The organism is Rhodopseudomonas palustris (genome assembly GCF_013415845.1).
Classification (GTDB): Bacteria; Pseudomonadota; Alphaproteobacteria; order Rhizobiales; family Xanthobacteraceae; genus Rhodopseudomonas; species Rhodopseudomonas palustris_F.
The window spans coordinates 1924725-1943061 of the sequence record NZ_CP058907.1; the positions used below are offsets into that span (position 1 = coordinate 1924725).

At 66.0% G+C, this 18337-nt stretch carries 12 protein-coding genes; 6 read left to right on the forward strand and 6 right to left on the reverse strand.

Translation table 11 applies throughout. The features are described from left to right. Positions 1 to 64: 64 nt before the first annotated feature. Positions 65 to 1795 (reverse strand): cation:proton antiporter, encoded by a 1731-nt coding sequence (locus HZF03_RS08850; protein ID WP_119018372.1) that lies wholly within the window; start codon positions 1793 to 1795, stop codon positions 65 to 67. A gap of 48 nt (positions 1796 to 1843) precedes the next feature. On the opposite strand from HZF03_RS08850, the gene HZF03_RS08855 reads away from it, so the two are divergent. Further along, positions 1844 to 2428 (forward strand): DUF3124 domain-containing protein, encoded by a 585-nt coding sequence (locus HZF03_RS08855; protein WP_234832226.1) that lies wholly within the window; start codon positions 1844 to 1846, stop codon positions 2426 to 2428. A 110-nt stretch (positions 2429 to 2538) separates the two neighbouring features. Further along, on the forward strand, positions 2539 to 4113 hold the full coding sequence (locus HZF03_RS08860) for an adenylate/guanylate cyclase domain-containing protein (RefSeq protein WP_119018373.1): 1575 nt from the start codon (positions 2539 to 2541) through the stop codon (positions 4111 to 4113). 240 nt (positions 4114 to 4353) lie between these two features. Here HZF03_RS08860 and HZF03_RS08865 read toward each other — a convergent pair whose 3' ends face one another. From HZF03_RS08865 to HZF03_RS08880, 4 genes are all read right to left on the reverse strand, one after another. Continuing rightward, positions 4354 to 5634 carry a glycerate kinase type-2 family protein gene (locus HZF03_RS08865; protein ID WP_119018374.1) on the reverse strand — a complete coding sequence of 427 codons (1281 nt, stop codon included), beginning with the start codon at positions 5632 to 5634 and terminating at the stop codon, positions 4354 to 4356. 197 nt (positions 5635 to 5831) lie between these two features. Further along, on the reverse strand, positions 5832 to 7067 hold the full coding sequence (locus HZF03_RS08870; RefSeq protein WP_012495352.1) for an ABC transporter substrate-binding protein: 1236 nt from the start codon (positions 7065 to 7067) through the stop codon (positions 5832 to 5834). Between the two features lie 242 nt (positions 7068 to 7309). Then, complete coding sequence (locus HZF03_RS08875; RefSeq protein WP_119018375.1) at positions 7310 to 8797, reverse strand: UdgX family uracil-DNA binding protein; 1488 nt, start codon at positions 8795 to 8797, stop codon at positions 7310 to 7312. A 96-nt stretch (positions 8798 to 8893) separates the two neighbouring features. After that, on the reverse strand, positions 8894 to 10144 hold the full coding sequence (locus HZF03_RS08880) for a putative DNA modification/repair radical SAM protein (RefSeq protein WP_119018376.1): 1251 nt from the start codon (positions 10142 to 10144) through the stop codon (positions 8894 to 8896). 166 nt (positions 10145 to 10310) lie between these two features. On the opposite strand from HZF03_RS08880, the gene HZF03_RS08885 reads away from it, so the two are divergent. The 3 genes from HZF03_RS08885 (at position 10311) to HZF03_RS08895 (ending at position 16324) form a co-directional block, all read left to right on the forward strand. Beyond that, entirely contained in the window at positions 10311 to 11096 is a 786-nt protein-coding gene (locus tag HZF03_RS08885; protein WP_119018377.1) for an ImuA family protein, read from the forward strand. Beyond that, positions 10984 to 12585: a Y-family DNA polymerase gene (locus HZF03_RS08890; protein WP_119018378.1), complete on the forward strand. Its 1602-nt coding sequence runs from the start codon at positions 10984 to 10986 to the stop codon at positions 12583 to 12585. The genes HZF03_RS08885 and HZF03_RS08890 overlap by 113 nt, the downstream gene beginning before the upstream one ends. Before the next feature lie 151 nt (positions 12586 to 12736). Further along, complete coding sequence (locus tag HZF03_RS08895; RefSeq protein ID WP_119018379.1) at positions 12737 to 16324, forward strand: error-prone DNA polymerase; 3588 nt, start codon at positions 12737 to 12739, stop codon at positions 16322 to 16324. Between the two features lie 5 nt (positions 16325 to 16329). On the opposite strand, the gene HZF03_RS08900 is transcribed toward HZF03_RS08895, so the two are convergent. Further along, complete coding sequence (locus HZF03_RS08900; RefSeq protein ID WP_119018440.1) at positions 16330 to 17283, reverse strand: NAD-dependent epimerase/dehydratase family protein; 954 nt, start codon at positions 17281 to 17283, stop codon at positions 16330 to 16332. 76 nt (positions 17284 to 17359) lie between these two features. Between HZF03_RS08900 and HZF03_RS08905 the strand changes: the two genes are divergently transcribed. Beyond that, positions 17360 to 18310 carry a LysR family transcriptional regulator gene (locus HZF03_RS08905; protein ID WP_119018380.1) on the forward strand — a complete coding sequence of 317 codons (951 nt, stop codon included), beginning with the start codon at positions 17360 to 17362 and terminating at the stop codon, positions 18308 to 18310. Positions 18311 to 18337 lie beyond the last annotated feature (27 nt).

An 18337-nucleotide genomic window follows, 5' to 3' on the forward strand; every position in this document is an offset into this window, starting at 1 on the left:
GAGTGGAGCTAAGCGTATCTGTTTGTCAGCGCAACTGTGAGGCGAGTTCGCCCGCGCGATAGCGTTACGGGAGGACTTCCCTGCGTTCGGCGAGGCGAGCATCTAGGGCGGCGCGCTTATCGGACAGCAGGCCGTTGTCGGCGGCTTCGATCACCTCGAACAGCTCGCGGGCGTCGGCCAGCCGGGTGACGGTGACGTAGTCCGCACCCGCCTGATACATCGCCTCGACATCGGCGAGCAGGTCGGCGGTTGCGACGATCTGTGCGTTGGGATTGAGCGCGCGGACGTGGCGCACCAGCCGCTCGTTGGTGGCGCCCTTCAGCAGCGAGTCCGGCACGCTGAGAATGATGATTTCGGCCTTCGCCACGCCGGCGTGCAGCAGCGTGTCGACGTTGCTGATATCGCCGTAGATCACGTGCATGCCACGCTCGGTGAGGGTACGATACACCATCGGGTTGAAGTCGATCACACTGATCTGCTTGAGGAGCTCCGGGGTGTGCTGCTCGATCTCGCTGACCAGCGCGCTGGCGGCGCGGAAGAAGCCCAGGATCACGATGCGATGCACCGCGCCGTGGCCGGCCTCGGCAGCGGCCTCGGCGCCGCTTTGCTGCTGGCCGAGATCGCGGAAGCCGAATTTGGTCAGCGATCCGATCGCGCGGCGGGTGATCGGATCGCTGCGCATGATCACGAAGGTCGACAAAACCGCCAAGAGCACGAAGGCGAACGACGCCGCGCTCGCGGTCTGGGTGCCGATATGTCCGGCGGCGACGCCGGTCTGGATCACCACCAGCGAGAACTCGCTGATCTGCGCCAGGTTCAGCGCCGGCAGCAGGCTGGCACGCAGGCCCTGCTTCATCAGATACAGCGGCAGGAAGGTGGTGAGCAGCCGGCTCGCCAGCGTGAATACCGCGATCGCCAGCGCCAGTCCGATCACCGAGCCGTTCGGGATCGGGATCGTCATGCCGAGCGCGACGAAGAACAGCGTGATGAAGAAGTCTCGCAGCGTCGTCACCTTGGCGGTGACGTCGAGCGCATAGGGGAAGGTCGACAGCGACACGCCGGCGACCAGCGCGCCCATCTCGCGCGACAGATGCAGCCGCTCGGCGATTTCGCCGATCAGAAAGCACCACGCCAGCGCGCCGAGCAGCACCAGTTCGGGCGTGCGGGCAATGCGGTGAAACAGCCAGGGCAGCACGTAGCGCGACAGCGCCAGCGCAGTCGCGACCAGCGCGACGACACGCGCGATCGACAGCAGCAGCACCGAGATCTGCAGGTCGGCGAGACTCGGCTGCACCGCCAGGAACAGGATCGCGAAGATGTCCTGCAGCACCAGGATGCCGAGTGTGATGCGACCGGGCAGGGTGTCGAGCTCGCGCTTCTCGTACAGGACCTTGACGATGATCACGGTGGAGGACAGCGCGCACGCCACCGTCAGATACAGCGCGTCGAAATGGCCGCCGCCGAGGCTGAGCCCGATGCCGACGAAGAAGGCGAGGCCGAGAAGCACGCCGCCGGCGATCTGTCCGCCGGCCGCCACCAGGATCACCGGGCCTGCCCGGATGATCTTCTTCAGATCGATCTCGAGGCCGATCATGAACAGCATAAAGATCAGCCCGAGCTCGGAGATCACCGAGATCGAGTTCTCGGATTTCACCCAGCCAAGGCCGAATGGACCGATGACGAAACCGCCGATAAGGTAGGCGAGGATCAATGGCTGACGGAAAAAATGCGCCGCCAGTCCGAGCAGCCAGGCGAACAGGATGCTCAGCGTGATATCGCCAATCAGTTCGTGCATGCACCTTCCGCCGTGGAATGCCTTGGCGCGAACACTAAAGGGACAGCCATGCTGAGACAATGCATCGGGAGCCTGGCTCGCGGAACGAGACGCCATTACGTCGGCGCTCGCGTGATTCTCTGGCTGACATGCCTGATTCTGTCGGCTGGCGCACCGGCTTTGGCGCAATCACCGGCCCCGCGGGACATCGCCAAGGCATTCGCCGGCTCGCTGACCGCGCTGCCGAGCGAGCCGCTAACCATCGGCGGCTCGATCTATGTGCCGGCCTATTCCAGCGTGTCGATCAATCAAGGCGGGGCGCGGGCGGATTTTTCCGTGACGCTGAGCATCCACAACGCCTCCGAGACCAAGCCGCTGGTGATCAAGCGGATCGCCTACTACGATGGCGCCGGTAAAATAGTGGAGAGCCATCTCAAGGAGCCGGTGGCGCTGAAGCCGTTCGCCACCATCGAGGCGTTCGTCGCCACGCTCGACACCCGCGGCGGAACCGGCGCCAATTTCGTGATCGACTGGGCGGCGGCCGGCGACATCGCCGAGCCGGTGACCGAGGCGCTGATGATCGGCACCTTCGCCAACGGTCATTACGCCTTCATCTCGCAAGGCCGTCCGATCCGATCCACCGCGGGCCGCTGAGCCGCCGACTGCCGCGGGCCGGTCGACCGGTAGCCCTACACCCGGATGCTTCTCTTTATACCGCCTACGCGCTAGGTTCCCGGCTATCACGGCAACCAGGGCAGGGCGGCATGGACAAATCTGAGACGGACGATCTGCGCGCCCGTGGATGGTGGACCGGCCTCGCAATCGCGGTGCTGTTGCTCGGCCTGCCGCTGGCGGTTTGGCTCGATCTCACCAACCTCGCCGATGCCGCGCTTCGCCGTCAGGCGTCCGACTTGAATTCGGTCATCAAGAGCGTCCGCCACTACTACGCCGCCAATGTGGTGGGGCGCATCCTGTCCCATCCCGGGCAGGTGCAGGTGATTCACGACTACGAGAATGTGCCCGGCGCGATTCCGATCCCGGCGACGCTGTCGCTCGAACTCGGCAAGGTGATCGGCGAGCAGCAGAGCAACATCACCTACCGCTTCGTCTCGGATTATCCGTTCGCCACCCGCGCGCCGCATCAGCTCGATGCCTTCGAGCGGGATGCGCTTGCCGCGCTGCGCAAGGACGCGAGCGAGAACATTGTGTCGGCCTCAGCAGGGCTGTTCAGCGACAGCGTCCGGCTGGTGTCGCCGGTGACGATGGCGCCGGCCTGCGTCGCTTGCCACAACAGCCATCCCGAAAGCCCGAAGCGCGACTGGAAGGTCGGCGATGTCCGTGGCATCCAGGAAGTGATGATCACCCAGCCGATCGCCGCCAACCTGTTCTCGTTCAAGTTCCTGCTGGCTTACTTCGTCCTGGCGGCGGTGTGCGGCGTGTCGTTCCTGACGATGCAGCGCCGGCAGTCGCAGAAGATCCTGGCGATGAACCACGAGCTGGAGACCAACAACGACTTCCTGGCTTCGCTGTCGATGAAGATCTCGCGCTACATCCCGCCGCAGATCTACAAGAGCATCTTCTCCGGACAGAAGGACGTCGTCATCCACACCGAGCGCAAGAAGCTGACGATCTTCTTCTCCGACATCCAGAACTTCACCGCCACCACCGAGCGGCTGCAGCCGGAGCTGATCACACAGCTTCTCAACGAGTACTTTACCGAGATGTCCGAGATCGCGCACCGCTACGGCGGCACGATCGACAAGTTTATCGGCGATGCGATGCTGATCTTCTTCGGCGATCCGGAAACCAAGGGCGACCGCGCCGACGCGCAGGCCTGCGTGCGGATGGCGTGGGCGATGCAGCGCCGGCTGTCCGAGCTGAACGCCAAATGGCGCGCCGCCGGAATCGAGCAGCCGTTCCGGTCGCGGATCGGGATCAATTCCGGCTATTGCAATGTCGGCAATTTCGGTAGCGCCGACCGGATGGACTACACCATCATCGGCGCCGAGGCGAACCTCGCCGCGCGGCTGCAGTCGATCGCCGAACCGGGCGGCATCGTGGTTTCGTACGAAACCTATGCGTTGGTCAGCGACATCATCGACGCCCACGCGCTGCCGTCGATCACCATGAAGGGGATCAGCCGCGAGGTGGTGCCGTACGCGATCGATCACCTCCGGGACGGCAGCGAAGCCTCGGCGGTGGTGATCGAGAAGATGCCGGGGTTCGATTTCCATCTCGACACCGCAGCCGTCGCCGCCACCGACAGCGAGCGCGTCCGCTCGGTGCTGCTCCAGGCGCTATCCTCGCTCGACCGGCGACAGCCGAAGGCGGCGGAATAGCAGGCACAATCACCACGTCATCGCCGGGCTCGACCCGGCGACCATCTTCCAGAAGAAATGGATGCACGGGCCTTCGCCGCGCCGGAGGGGCTACGGCCACGCAGGCGGGGCAAGCCCGCGCATGACGGGGAATAAGACCCCGTCATTGCGAGCGAAGCGCGGCAATGCAGGGCCCTGTGCACTGTGGCTTCAGGATTGCTCCGTCGCTGCGCTTCTCGCGATGACGACGGTGCGGGCGCCTCACACCAAGATCACACGGATATCGTTGACGTTGGTCAGTGTCGGGCCGGTGATCAGCAGGTCGCCGGTTTTGGCGAAGAAGCCGGTGGCGTCGTTGTCGGCGAGATACGCGGCGGGATCGAGCTGCAACGCCGCGATCTGTGTGAAGGTTGCCGCGTCGATCAGTGCGCCGGCGGGGTCGTCGGCTTTGCCGGCGCCGCCGTCGGCGCCGTCGGTGTCGGCCGCGAGCGCCGCGATGCCGGGCAGATCAGACAGCTGCTGCGCCAGCGCCAGCGCGTATTCCTGGTTAGGGCCGCCGCGGCCCTGACCGCGCACCGTGACGGTCAATTCGCCGCCGGACAGGATCGCCAGTTTGCGCCCCGCAGCCCGAGCCTCGCGCGCGAGCCGGGCGTGTGAGGCTGCAACGTCACGGGCTTCGCCTTCGAGATCGGCGCCGAGATCGGCGACCTCGTAGCCGGCGTCGCGCGCAACTTGGATGGCCGCATCGAGCGACTGTCGCGGCCGCGCGATGATCTCGAACCGCGCATGCGCAAACGCGCCGTCGCTGGCCTTGATGCTTTCGTTGCGCTCATCGTTCAGCGCGGCGGCGACCGCCGGATCGAGTTCCAGACCATAGCGTGCCACCAGCGCGCGGGCATCGGCCAGCGTGGTCGGATCGGGCACGGTCGGGCCCGACGCAATGGCAGACGGTTCGTCGCGCGGCACGTCGGAGATCGCCAGCGTCACGATCTGCCCGGCGTGCTGACCGGCGCGAGCGAGGCGGCCGCCTTTGATCCGCGACAGATGTTTACGTACCGTGTTGACCTCGCCGATCGGTGCGCCGGAGCGCAGCAGTGCCCGGGTCGCCTGCTGTTTCTGCGCCAGCGTCACGCCCTCCGTCGGCGCGATCCAATTGGCCGAGCCGCCGCCGGACAGCAGCACGAGCAACAGGTCGTCCTGCGTGGCGGTGGCGGCGAGGGCGAGGCTCGTTTCGGCGCCGCGCACCCCGGCGGCGTCGGGCATCGGATGGCCGGCCTCGATCACCTCGATGACGCGCGTCGGCATACGGTGTCCGTGGCGCGTGGTGGCGATGCCGATCAGTCGCGACGGTTCCAGACCCAATGTGTCGAGATAGTGCCGCTCGGCGGCGGCGGCCATTGCGGCAGCACCCTTGCCGGCCGCGAGGCAGATGATCCGTCCGCTCGGCGCCGGCGGCAGATGCGCGGCGAGAATGCGGTCGGGATGCGCGGCGGCGACGGCCGCATCGAAGATGGCGCGGAGCAGTGGGCGACGATCGGTCATGCGCCCGTTGTGGCAGGCGCACCGCGGGGCGGCAAGACGGACGCGCCGAGACCGAGCAGGACGACGAGCCGTCCCGCTTCTTGTGCCGGGCCACCTTCACCCACGAGGGCAGAAGGGAAGAGCTGTGGCATCCTGACGAAAAAGCCCTCCGCGGTGATCGCGGAGGGCTGGTTCGTCGAGGCGAAGAAGAGGGCGAACTAGCCGCCGCTCGGCGCGGCGACTTCGCCTTCGATCACGTCGCCGAACAGCTTCCAGTTTTCGCCTTCGAACCGCATCATCTGCAGCTGCTCGATCGGCGCGAAGTCGGTCGGCGAGGTGTTCAGCGTCACGCCCGGCAGCAGGCCGCCGAGCTGCACGCCCTTGAGGTTCGCCGCCTGCTTCATCACGTTCTCACGGCTGAGGTCGTCGCCGCACTGCTTGATCAGCACCGCCACGGTCTCGGCGATGTTGTAGCCGGTGGTGAACGAGCTGTCGGCGCGGCTGGCGTCCGGCGCGTACTTGGCCATGAACTCGTAATACGCCTTCATGCCTGGGTCGTTTTCCCACTGCTTGTCGGTGGCGTCCTTGGCGTAGGCGGCCGAGACGATGCCCTGGGCGTTTTCGAAGCCGGCCGGCTTCATCACGCTGCCGGTGGAGGCCGAGACGTTCGGCACGATCATCATCGGCTTCCAGGCGAGTTCGGCGACCTTTTTGATGGTCTGCGCGGCGAACTTCGGCGTGGCGAAGATCACCAGCACGTCCGGGTTGGCGGCCTTGATCTTGACGATGTGGGAGTCGACGGTCGGCTCGGTCAGCTCGTAGCTGTCCTCGATCACGACCTGCGACACCTTGGCGCCGAGACCGTCCTTGAGGCCCTTCAGGTAGTCCTTGCCGAAATCGTCGCCCTGGTACAGCACAGCGATCTTGGCGTCCGGCTTCTCCTTCAGGATGTACTTGGCGTAGATTCGACCTTCGCTCTGGTAGCTCGGCAGCCAGCCCATCGTCCACGGGAAGTGCTTCGGGTCGTTCCACTTGGTGGCGCCCGACGCCAGGAACAGATGCGGCACCTTCTTGGCGTTGAGATACTTCTGGATCGCGGTGTTCGAGGGCGTGCCGAGCGGCGAGAACATGAACAGCACTTCGTCGCTCTCGACCAGCTTGCGGGTCTGCTCGACAGCCTTCGGCGGTGAATAGGCGTCGTCATAGGACACGTAGACGATCTTGCGGCCGTTGATGCCGCCCTTGTCATTGATCATCTTGAAATAGGCTTCCTGCGCCCGGCCGACGCTGCCATAGGCCGAGGCGGGGCCAGAATACGGCACGATGTTGCCGATCTTGACTTCGGTGTCGCTCGCACCGGGGCCGTATTTCTTTTGCGCCAGCGCTTGCCCGCCGGTGGCGGACAGCAGCGCGACGGCCGCGACGGCGGCGATCGAACGGGACAGGGAAGACATCGGGTTCCTCGCGTGTTGTTGTTGGTCTTGCCGCATGCGCTGCATTGCAGTGCAACAGTGCAGCGGAGGGTTATCCGGTTCGGCCGCGTGGCTCAACCCGCCGAAATTGCGACGGTTACCAAATTTTCCGCGCATTCCGTCGAATGGAAATAGATCCGCGCGCTGCGCGGAAATGTCGCGCGGATGGCGGACGCTGGGTGCGATCGAGGTTGGTGAGGGGACCGGGCACAATCGAAGAACGACTACGCCGCATGCGCCTTCTTCAGATGTGCGGCGACGAGCTTCAGATCGTCGACGAAGCGTGCGTATTCGCGCGCCTTGGCTTCGGCGTCCGGCAGACGCAGCAAGTAGGACGGATGCACCGTCACCAGCACCTGCGGGCCGTCGTCGCGGTCGATCAGGTGGCCGCGGGTCTTGTTGATCGGGGTGATCCTGCCGAGCACGCTCTGCGCCGCGGTGGCGCCCATCGCCACCACCAGCAGCGGCTGCACCGCGGCGAGCTCGCGCTCGTACCACTGCCGGCACGCCTTAATCTCCGGCGTGGCCGGCTTCTGGTGCAGGCGGATCTTGCCACGCGGCACGAATTTGAAATGCTTCACCGCGTTGGTGACGTAGGTCTTGCTGCGGTCGACGCCGGCCTCTGCCAGCGCGCGGTCGAGCATCTGGCCGGCGGGGCCGACGAACGGCTTGCCGGCGAGGTCTTCCTTGTCGCCGGGCTGCTCGCCGACCAGCATCACGGTGGCGTGCTGCGGGCCTTCGCCGAACACGGTCTGGGTCGCGTCTTTCCATAGATCGCAGGCGTGGCAGCCTTGTGCCTCCTCGCGCAGATGCGCCAGCGTATCGGCCTGTGGCTCGGCTCTCGTCATCGGCGGCTCCTGTCGCTGCGGCTTCCTCGGCGCGGTCGCCTCGGCCGCAACCATCGCATGCGCCTTGCGCTCGGCGTGTTCGATCAGCGGTTTGATCAGCGCCGCTTCGGGCAGATTGCGCCAATACTTCTTCGGCATTTCGGCCTGCATCGCCTTGGTCTTCAGCCGCGCCGGATTGAAGATACTGGCGTAGTAAGTCAGCCAGGTTTCCTCCAGCCGATCCTCCGACGGCGCCATTGCCTTGCTGACGCCGGGCGTGATTGCGATCGCGTGGCCGTCCCAATGTGCGCAGACGTCGGGTGTCAGGATCGACCATTCCATATCGGCGAAGCGCCGTGCGAAGAAAGGCGCGGCGAGCTCGACGATATGATGCTCGGGCTCGAACCAGGCGACGTAACGCGACTTCGGCTCGCGGCCGATCTCGCGGAAGCGAACGAAGGCGTGCATCTTGTGCTCGTCGCGCCTTACCGCCTTGGCCATCGCCTGCAGCCGCGCCACGTCCGGATCGGTTGCCACCTGCATCAGCTCGGGATTGGCGCGGAGCCGCCACAGCAGCTGATACAGGTACGCAAAGCGCTGCGGATCGCGATGCAGGATGGCAATGTGCGCCAGCTCGACGAAGCGGGCAGGGACGTTGAAGGTCTGCGCGGGGGAGGGGGATTGTGCAGGATGAATGAACGGCGCGGCCGTTTCAGCAAAGGACCCGGCATCCGGCGCCCGCCCTGGCGCGTCGAACAGCTCCGGCTCGTCGCCCGCCACCGTCCAGGTCACATCCGCCGGTGCCACGTCCGCCAGCACCAGCTCCCGCGCCGCCTTGCGCCAGCCGTCGAAGTCGGTGTCGCTGTCGAGCCGGATGCGGTTCATGGTGGTTATTCTGTCCTCCCTTGACAACTTGTTAGTTCGTCCTCCTTCGGGGCTCGCTTCGCTCCTCGCAATGACGGCTCCCTCAAGCGCAACGTCTCAAAACCCAAATCCCAGTTGCTGTGCTTTCGGTTGAAACCGCTCCGCCAGCCGCGCGCCGTCAAGCAGATAGGTCGGCGGGCGGTGGTCGGGGAGAACGATGAACGGCAGCGCCTTGTTCCGTGGGATGTGGAGTTTGGCGAGGTCCGCAGCGCGGATCGCGCTGTAGCGCCGCGTATCGATGATGCGGTCGACCGCCTTGCGGCCGAAGCCGGGAATGCGCAGCAATTCCTCGCGGCTGGCGCGGTTGACGTCGAGCGGGAAGCGCTCGCGGTGGCGCAGCGCCCAGGCGAGCTTCGGATCCATCTCCAGTGACAGCATGCCGGCGGCCGGATCGATGATCTCGCCGGCCTCAAAGCCGTAGAACCGCATCAGCCAGTCGGCCTGGTACAGCCGATGTTCGCGCACCAATGGCGGCGCCTGCAGCGGCAGCGCGCGGCTGGAATCCGGGATCGGGCTGAACGCCGAGTAGTACACCCGCTTCAGATTGTACGAACCGTAGAGATTGGCGGAGGTGTTCAGGATAGTTTGGTCGGTGGCGCTGTCGGCGCCGACAATCATCTGCGTGCTCTGGCCGGCCGGTGCGAAGCGCGGCGGCTTGGCGCGGGTGGGGGTCTTACGCGCCTCGGCCTTGGCCTCGGTCGCTTCATCCAGCTTCAGCCGCAGCCGCCCCATGGTGCGGCGGATGGCGCGGACGTTCTTCTCCGGCGCCAATTGAGCGAGGCTGGTCTCCTCCGGCATCTCGATATTGATGCTGAGCCGGTCGGCATAGCGGCCGGCCTTGGCGATCAAGGCGTCGTCGGCTTCCGGAATTGTCTTCAGATGAATGTAGCCGCGGAAGTGATGCTCCTCCCGCAAGCGCCGGGCGACCTCAACGATCTGTTCCATGGTGTAGTCGGCACTGCGGATGATGCCCGAGGACAGAAACAGTCCCTCGATGTAGTTGCGGCGATAAAAGTCGAGCGTGAGCTGCACGACTTCGTCGACGGTGAAGCGGGCGCGCGGCACGTTCGACGATGTCCGGTTGACGCAATACAGGCAGTCATAAGCACAGGCGTTGGTGAGCAGCACCTTGAGCAGCGAGATGCAGCGCCCGTCCGGCGCATATGAATGACAGATGCCCATGCCGGGCGCAGTGGAGCCGAGACCCTTGCCGCCCTGGCTGTCGCGTTTCTCCGTGCCGCTGGAGGCGCAGGAGGCGTCGTATTTCGCCGCGTCCGCCAGGATGGCCAGCTTGCGCTGCACGTCCATGCTTGGAATCTCCTTGATTCATCTCGCGAAAAAATTTGCCGCAAGCCCTCGGTGCGATCCCGATTGACTCCGCACCAAGGCAGGGATTTATTAGAACATATCATGAACAAATGAGCCGGCAACGGGTTCATCGAATCCCAAACGGCAACGGAAAAAGGAGCGGCGCATGGACAGCGCCCGCCACGGCATGCTTGCGCGCCTGCAGGGCGAAATCGACCGGCTCGAAAGCGGGACGGCGGAGACGCTGCGCCGCGTGCCGCTCGGCTATGACGACGTGGATGCGGTGCTGCATGGCGGCCTGATGCAGGGCGCGCTGCACGAAGTGTTCTGCGATGGCCGCCACGCCGCCGCGGCGACCGGATTCATTGCCGGCGTGGCGCAGCTGCTCGCCCAGGCGCGCTATCTGTTGTGGATCCGCCAGGATTTTTCCGCGCGCGAGAACGGCGAATTGGCGATGGAGGGGCTGGCCGAACTCGGCTTCGACCCGCGCCGCCTAGTGATGGTGCGCGCCCATGATGCCGACAGCGCGCTCCGCGCCGCCGCCGATGCGCTGGCCTGCAACGGGCTCGGCGCGGTGATCACCGAGCTGTGGGGCGAGACTCGCGCGTTCGATTCCGTCGCCTCGCGAAAACTGACGCTGGCGGCGCAGCAGTCCGGCGTCACCGCGCTGATGCTGCGGATCGCCGCTGCGCCGCAGGCTTCGACCGCGGAAACCCGCTGGGTGATCCGCGGGGCGCCTTCGCCGCCGATCGAAGACTGGGGCGCCCCGGTGCTCGAAACCTCTCTTGTTCGCAATCGTCGCGGCCAGACCGGCCGCTGGATCATGGAATGGAATTGTGATGCGTGCCGCTTCCGTGAACCGCAGACGCATCCTCGGTCTTTGGCTGCCGAGGCTATCGACCGATCGAGTCGAACGAGCCTCGCCGCAGGCGAGCACCGGCTCGCCGGCTGAAGCTGCGCCTCCGCCGCCACGTGTCGTCGCCGCCAAGCGCGACAACGCGCTGGTGGTGATCGCTTGCGATGCGCGTGCGAGCCGCGGCGGGGTGATGCCCGGAATGCCGCTCGCCACCGCGCGGGCCATGCACCCTGCGCTCGATGTGATCGATCATGATCCGCACGCTGATGCGGCGCTGTTGAATGCGATCGCCGACTGGTGCGATCGCTTCACGCCGCTGGTGGCGTTCGACGGTTCCGACGGGCTGCTGCTCGATATCACTGGTTGTGCGCATCTGTTCGGCGACGAAGCCAAGTTGCTGAACATCCTGACCGCGGCGCTGACGCGGCAGGGCTTTGCGGTCAGTGCCGCGATCGCCGGCACTGCGGTGGCGGCGAGGGCGCTGACCCGCGGTGGCTCCGGCCTGATCGTCGCGCCGGGCGAAGAGATGCGCGCGGTGGCGCCGCTGCCGGTGGCGGCGCTCGGTGTCGATGAGGCGATCGTGCGCGGCCTGCGCCGCGCTGGGTTCAAGACCGTCGGCGAGGTGCTGGCGCGGCAGCCGACCGAACTCGCCGCACGGTTTGGAGAAGGCTTCGTCGCGGTGCTGCGCCAGGCGACCGGCGAAGACGACGCACCGATTTCGCCGCGGCGGCCGGCGCCGGACTATGTGGTCGACAAGAATTTTGCCGAACCGGTTGCCACCACCGAGGTCATTCTGCCGACGCTGCTGGCGCTGGCGCGGCTGCTGATCGCTGCGATGGAGCGGAATGGCAAGGGCGCGCGGCAACTGACTGCCAGCTTCTTCCGCAGCGACGGCGCGGTGCGCAGCATCAGCGTCGAGACCGGACAGCCGGTGACGCGGGTCGAGGTGGTGCAGCGGCTGTTCGCCGAGAAGCTCGATGCACTAGCCGATCCGCTCGATCCTGGCTTCGGCTATGATCTGATCCGGCTCACCGCCAGCGTCAGCGTGCCGGTGACCGAGGTGCAGCGCGGCTTCGACACCACCGCGCATCAGGCCGAGGATGTCGCCTTGCTGGCCGACACGCTGGCGGCGCGGCTCGGCGCGCGCCGGGTGGTGCGCTATCTGCCGCAGAATACGCATATCCCGGAGCGCGCCGCGCTGGCGGTGCCGGTGCAGCACTGTCCGCCGGACGCCGGCGATGCGCCGTGGCCGGCGCGGAGCGACGAGCCGCCGCTGCGGCCGCTACGGCTTTTGCAACAGCCCGAGCCGATCGAAGTAATAGCCGGCGCGCCGGACGATCCGCCGGCACAATTCACCTGGCGCCGCGTTCACCACCGCGTTGCCCGCGCCGAAGGCCCGGAGCGCATCGCCATGGAATGGTGGTGCGCCGCCGAGCCCGGCCTGACTCGCGATTACTTCCGGATCGAGGACGAAGCCGGCGCTCGGTTCTGGGTGTATCGCGACGGGCTCTACAACGTCGAGGTGACGCCCGAGCCCGACGGCAACGGCCAACCGCGCTGGTACATGCATGGGCTGTTTGCGTGAGAGATGGGCGAGGGGGAGTGCGTATGCTCCATCCTCCCCGTCATTGCGAGGAGCGAAGCGACGAAGCAATCCTGTCCCGCGTACTGAACTGGATTGCTTCGCTTCGCTCGCAATGACGAATCTAACGACTGATTTTTGAATCGAGACGCCCATGAGTGCGCGCTACACCGAGATCGGCGTCACCACCAATTTCTCGTTCCTGGAAGGCGGCTCGCATCCGCAGGACTATGTCCATGAAGCGAGCCGGCTCGGGCTCGACGCGATCGGCGTTGCGGATCGTAATACGCTGGCCGGCGTGGTCCGCGCCTATAGCGAACTCGACCACGACGAGCTGATCCACAAGCCGAAGCTGCTGATCGGGACGCGGCTATGCTTCGCCGATGGTACGCCCGATGTGCTGGCTTATCCGACTGACCGCGCCGCTTATGGCCGCCTCTGCCGCCTCCTCAGCGCCGGCAAGCTGCGCGCCGGGAAGGGCGAATGCCATCTGACGTTCGCGGATCTGGAGGCTTTCATCCACGAGCGATCGCCCTCGATCCACGAACTTGCGACGGTGATCCATCCGCCCTCGGCCTCGATCAACCAGCCTTCCGCTTCCATCCATCAGTTCCCCACGCCGTCATGGCCGGGCTTGACCCGGCCATCCACGCCGACAAGCAAGGTCGTGCTGGTGTCCGTGGATGCCCGGGTCAAGCCCGGGCATGACGGTGGGAAGCGTGTGGCCGATAACTCTCAGATTCTGCTCGTGGTCATGCCGTCCTATCGCTTCCAGACCAAGACCATCGCAACCGCATTGGAGCGTCTCACTGCGCTCAACGCCGACGCCGTCTGGCTCGGCCTCACCCCGTATTATCGCGGCGACGACAAGCGGCGGTTGGCGCGGCTGCGGAGGATCGCGGCGGCGGCGCGGGTGCCGTGCATCGCCACCAACGATGTGCTGTATCATCACCCGGCGCGGCGTGCGCTGCAGGACGTGCTGACCTGCGTGCGCGAAAAGACCACGATCGACAAGGCCGGACGCCGGCTCGAAGGCAATGCCGAACGGCATCTCAAGCCCGCCGCCGAAATGGCGCGGCTGTTCCGCGGCGATCCCGACGCCATCGCCGAAACACTGCGCTTCGCCGATCGCATCAGCTTCACGCTGGACGAACTGAAATATCACTATCCCGATGAGCCGGTACCGCCCGGCAAGACCGCGCAGCAGCATCTCAAAGACCTCACCCGCGAGGGCATCGCCGCCTATTTCCCGAACGGCATCAGCGACAAGCTCCAGGCCACCATCGCCAAGGAACTGGCGATCATCGAACGCCGCGGCTACGCGCATTATTTTCTCACCGTGCACGACATCGTCCGCTATGCGCGGTCGCAGGACATCCTGTGCCAGGGGCGCGGTTCGGCGGCGAATTCGGCCGTGTGCTACGTGCTCGGCATCACCTGCGTCGATCCGACCGAGATCGACCTTTTGTTCGAGCGCTTCGTCTCCGAGGAACGCGATGAGCCGCCGGACATCGATGTCGATTTCGAGCATTCGCGCCGCGAAGAGGTGATGCAGTACATCTATCGGCGCTATGGCCGGCATCGCGCCGCGATCGTCGCCACCGTGATCCATTATCGGCCGCGCTCGGCGATCCGCGACGTCGGCAAGGCGCTGGGCCTGTCCGAAGACGTCACGGCGGCGCTCGCCGACACGGTGTGGGGAAGTTGGGGCAAGGGCCTCAACGAGATGCAGGTGCGCCAGGCCGGGCTCGATCCGCACAACCCGATGATCGGCCGCGCGGTCGAACTCGCCACCGAGTTGATCGGCTTTCCGCGTCATCTGTCGCAGCATGTCGGCGGCTATGTGCTGACGCAGGATCGGCTCGACAGCTATGTGCCGATCGGCAACGCCGCGATGGCTGATCGCACCTTTATCGAGTGGGACAAGGACGACATCGACGCGGTCAAGATGATGAAGGTCGACGTGCTGGCGCTGGGCATGCTGACCTGCATCCGCAAGGGTTTTCATCTGATCGCGCAGCACAAGGGCGTTCGCTTCCAGCTCTCCGACATCAAGTCGGAGGACGACAACGTCGTTTACAAAATGCTCCAGCGCGGCGAATCGATTGGCGTGTTTCAGGTCGAGAGCCGGGCGCAGATGAACATGCTGCCGCGGCTGAAGCCGCGCTGCTTCTATGACCTCGTCATCGAAGTCGCGATCGTGCGGCCGGGGCCGATCCAGGGCGACATGGTGCATCCTTACTTGCGGCGGCGGAACGGCCAGGAGCCGGTGGTGTATCCGTCACCGTCGGGCGAAGCCGGCGACAAGAACGAACTGCGGCAGATCCTCGGCAAGACGCTGGGCGTGCCGCTGTTCCAGGAGCAGGCGATGCGGATCGCGATCGAGGCGGCGCACTTCACGCCGGACGAGGCCAATCAGCTCCGCCGCGCGATGGCGACGTTCCGCAACGTCGGCACGATCGGCAAGTTCGAAGCCAAGATGATCGGCAATCTGGTGAAGCGCGGCTACGACGCCACCTTCGCCAAGAACTGCTTCGAGCAGATCAAGGGGTTCGGCTCCTACGGCTTTCCGGAAAGCCACGCCGCCAGCTTCGCTAAGCTGGTCTATGTCTCGGCGTGGATGAAGTGCGAGCACCCCGACGCGTTTTGCTGCGCGCTACTGAATTCGCAGCCGATGGGGTTCTATGCGCCGGCGCAGATCGTCGGCGATGCGCGAAGTAATGGCGTCGAGGTGCGGCCGGTCGATGTGTCCTTCAGCGAAGGCCAGTGTACGCTCGAGGAGCGATGCGGCAGGTATCACGCGGTGCGGCTCGGCTTCCGGATGATCGACGGGTTTCGCTGGGCCGATCCGGACGAGGAGCGGGTGCAGCTGGAAGCTGGTGAACCGCCGAGCGACGACTGGGCGGCACGCATCGTCGCGGCGCGGGCGAGGGGAGCGTTTAGTTCGCTCGAACAGTTCGCCCGCATCACCGCGCTGCCGAAGCGCGCACTGATCCTGCTGGCCGATGCCGATGCCTTCCGCTCGCTCGGGCTCGATCGCCGCGCCGCGCTGTGGGCGGTGCGGCGTCTGCCCGACGACGTGCCGCTGCCGCTGTTCGAAGCCGCCAGCGCGCGCGAGCAGGAGGACGAGCGCGCCGCGCCGCTGCCGGCGATGCCGATGGCCGAGCATGTGGTGGCCGATTATCAGACGGTGCGGCTGTCGCTGAAGGGCCATCCGATGGAATTCCTGCGCGCGCTGTTCGCGGCCGAGCGGGTAGTAACCTGCCGCGAGGTGTCGCGGTCCGAGCAGCACGCCAGCGGCCGCTGGCTGTGCTGCGCCGGCGTCGTGCTGGTGCGGCAGCGGCCGGGCAGCGCCAATGGCGTGATCTTCATGACCATCGAGGACGAGACCGGCATCGCCAACATCGTGGTGTGGCCGGCTGTGATGGAGAAATTTCGCAAGGAGGTGATGGGCGCGCGGCTGGTGCTGGTCGAGGGCAAGGTCCAGGCGAGCGCGGAAGGCGTGGTACATCTCGTCGCCGAGCGGCTGATTGATCGCAGCGCCGAGATGGGGCGCCTCGCCGAAGGCCTGGTCCGCCCGGCGCTGCCGGACGGCACAGACCTTTACGAGCAACTGACCTCCGAAAAGCACAACTACGAAGCCCTCAACGGCGACCGCCGCGACACGCCCGACGCCCCCGCCCAACGCCATCGCCACCCCCGCGACGTCCGCATCCTGCCGCCTTCAAGGGATTTCCACTAAAGCGATCACGCCGCCAGCGTGCTCGTCTGGTCGCGGAACGACAGCGCGGTCGCCGCAGCGCCGATCTCGAACGGCGTGACGTCCGACCAGAACCGGTTCGTGAATTTCCGCGCATCGACCTGATACGGACGATCCCATAGGAACCGCATCTCGGTCATCTCCCGCAGCATCGGCGACACCGCTCCAACCACCGGCAGCAGCCATTGTGGCAGCGACGAGATCCGCGCCGTGGTGCCGAGTGCACGGGCGCCGAGTTCGAGGATCTGCCGCGGGGTGCGGGTCGGCGCGCTCGGCATGTGCCAGGCCTGACCGAAAGCGTCGTCTGGAGCGTCAAGCAAGCTCGCCACCGCCCGCGCGATATCCGGCACATAGGCGAAGTCGTGCGGCGTGTCGGGCGGAGCGATCAGCATCGCTCGCTTGCCCTTGGCGATTGCGCCGAATGCGAGGTCGCCGAGATGCGACAGCCCGACGCCCGGTCCGTAGAAGTCCGGCGCCCGCAGCGTTGCGACGCGCACTTGCCCGGCGGCGCTCGCCTTCGTCCATAGCCGCGTGATCTCGGCGCGCACCGCGGGTTTCACGCCGACATCGGTCAGCGGCATGTCCTCGCGCAGCGCTGCGTGCTGCGCGCCGTACATATAGAGGTTATCGACGAACACCATCCGCGCGTGCGTTGCTGCAGCGGCCGCGAGCAGGTTCTGCATCGCCGCCGGCCACGAGGTACGCCACACCTCAGCGATATAGGGAAAACCGATCGCGACAACGATCTGCTTGGCGCCCGCGACAGCACCGACGACCGAGGCAGGGTCCAGTACGTCGCAGGCTTGAAACACAGCACAGCGCGGAAGATAGGCGGGTTGGGATCGCTGCGCCACACGTACCGCGACGCCTTTGGCTGCGAGCAATTCGGTGGTGGCACGGCCAACCGGGCCGTAGCCGAGGACGACGATTTCCGGCGTCATGGTCATCTCCTTTCGACGTTGCCGGAAACTACGCGTCTTCATTGTATAACAAAAATGCATTGTTTATATCTTCATCATGCGCAATGTGAATTTAGCCGGGCTCGACCTCAATCTGCTGCCGCCGCTCGAGGCGCTGCTGCGCCGACGCAACGTCACCCATGCGGCGCAGGACGTCGGACTGAGCCAGCCCGCGATGAGCCGCGCGCTGTCGCGGCTGCGCATTCTGCTTGCCGATCCGCTGCTAGTCCGTGGTCATCACGGCCTTGTCCTGACGCCGAAGGCGCAAGCGCTGGTGCCGCTCCTGAGCGTCGCCGTCGCCGACCTCAAGGATCTGTTTCGCGAGCGCCGGTTCGACCCGGCGACCGAACAGCGCACCATCCGCATCGCGGCGTCCGACAACCAGACCGTGCTGCTGGCGCCGCGGTTGATGGCGCGGTTGGCCCACGAGGCGCCCGGTATCGATCTGCGCTTCGAGCCCTACCGCGCGGATCTGCGCGAGCGCATGGAAAGCGGTGCGCTGGATTTCGCTTTCGCGCTCGCCACCACCGATCTGCCGCCCGGCGCGGTGAGTATGCCGATCGCCGACGACCGCCTCGCGCTGGTGATGCGGCGAGGCCATCCGAAAGCCAAACGCACCTGGCGGATCAGCGACTACGCGGACGTCGACCATGTCGGCATCGCACTACTCGATGACGGTCGCTCGGAACTGGATGGAATCCTGGCGGCCGCCAGGGTGAGCCGCAGGGTGGCGTTGGTCACGCCGCATTTCACCGCCGCGCTCGCGACCGTCGCCGCGACCGATATGGTGACGACCATCTCCCGGGCGTTGGCGCGCCGCTTTGCCGGTGCCTTCGACCTGATCGTCAAACAGCCGCCGTTCGACAAGGTCGAGCTGCCGATGACGCTGGTGTGGTCGCATCTGCGCAATGCTGATCCGCTGCTGATCTGGTTTCGCGGACTCTTGCGCGAGGTTGCCGGACCGGCCTATGCGGAGCGACATCAGCGTGCGGCGCGCCGACCGACTTAGCCACGCGTGTCACCAAGGCGGCTCCGA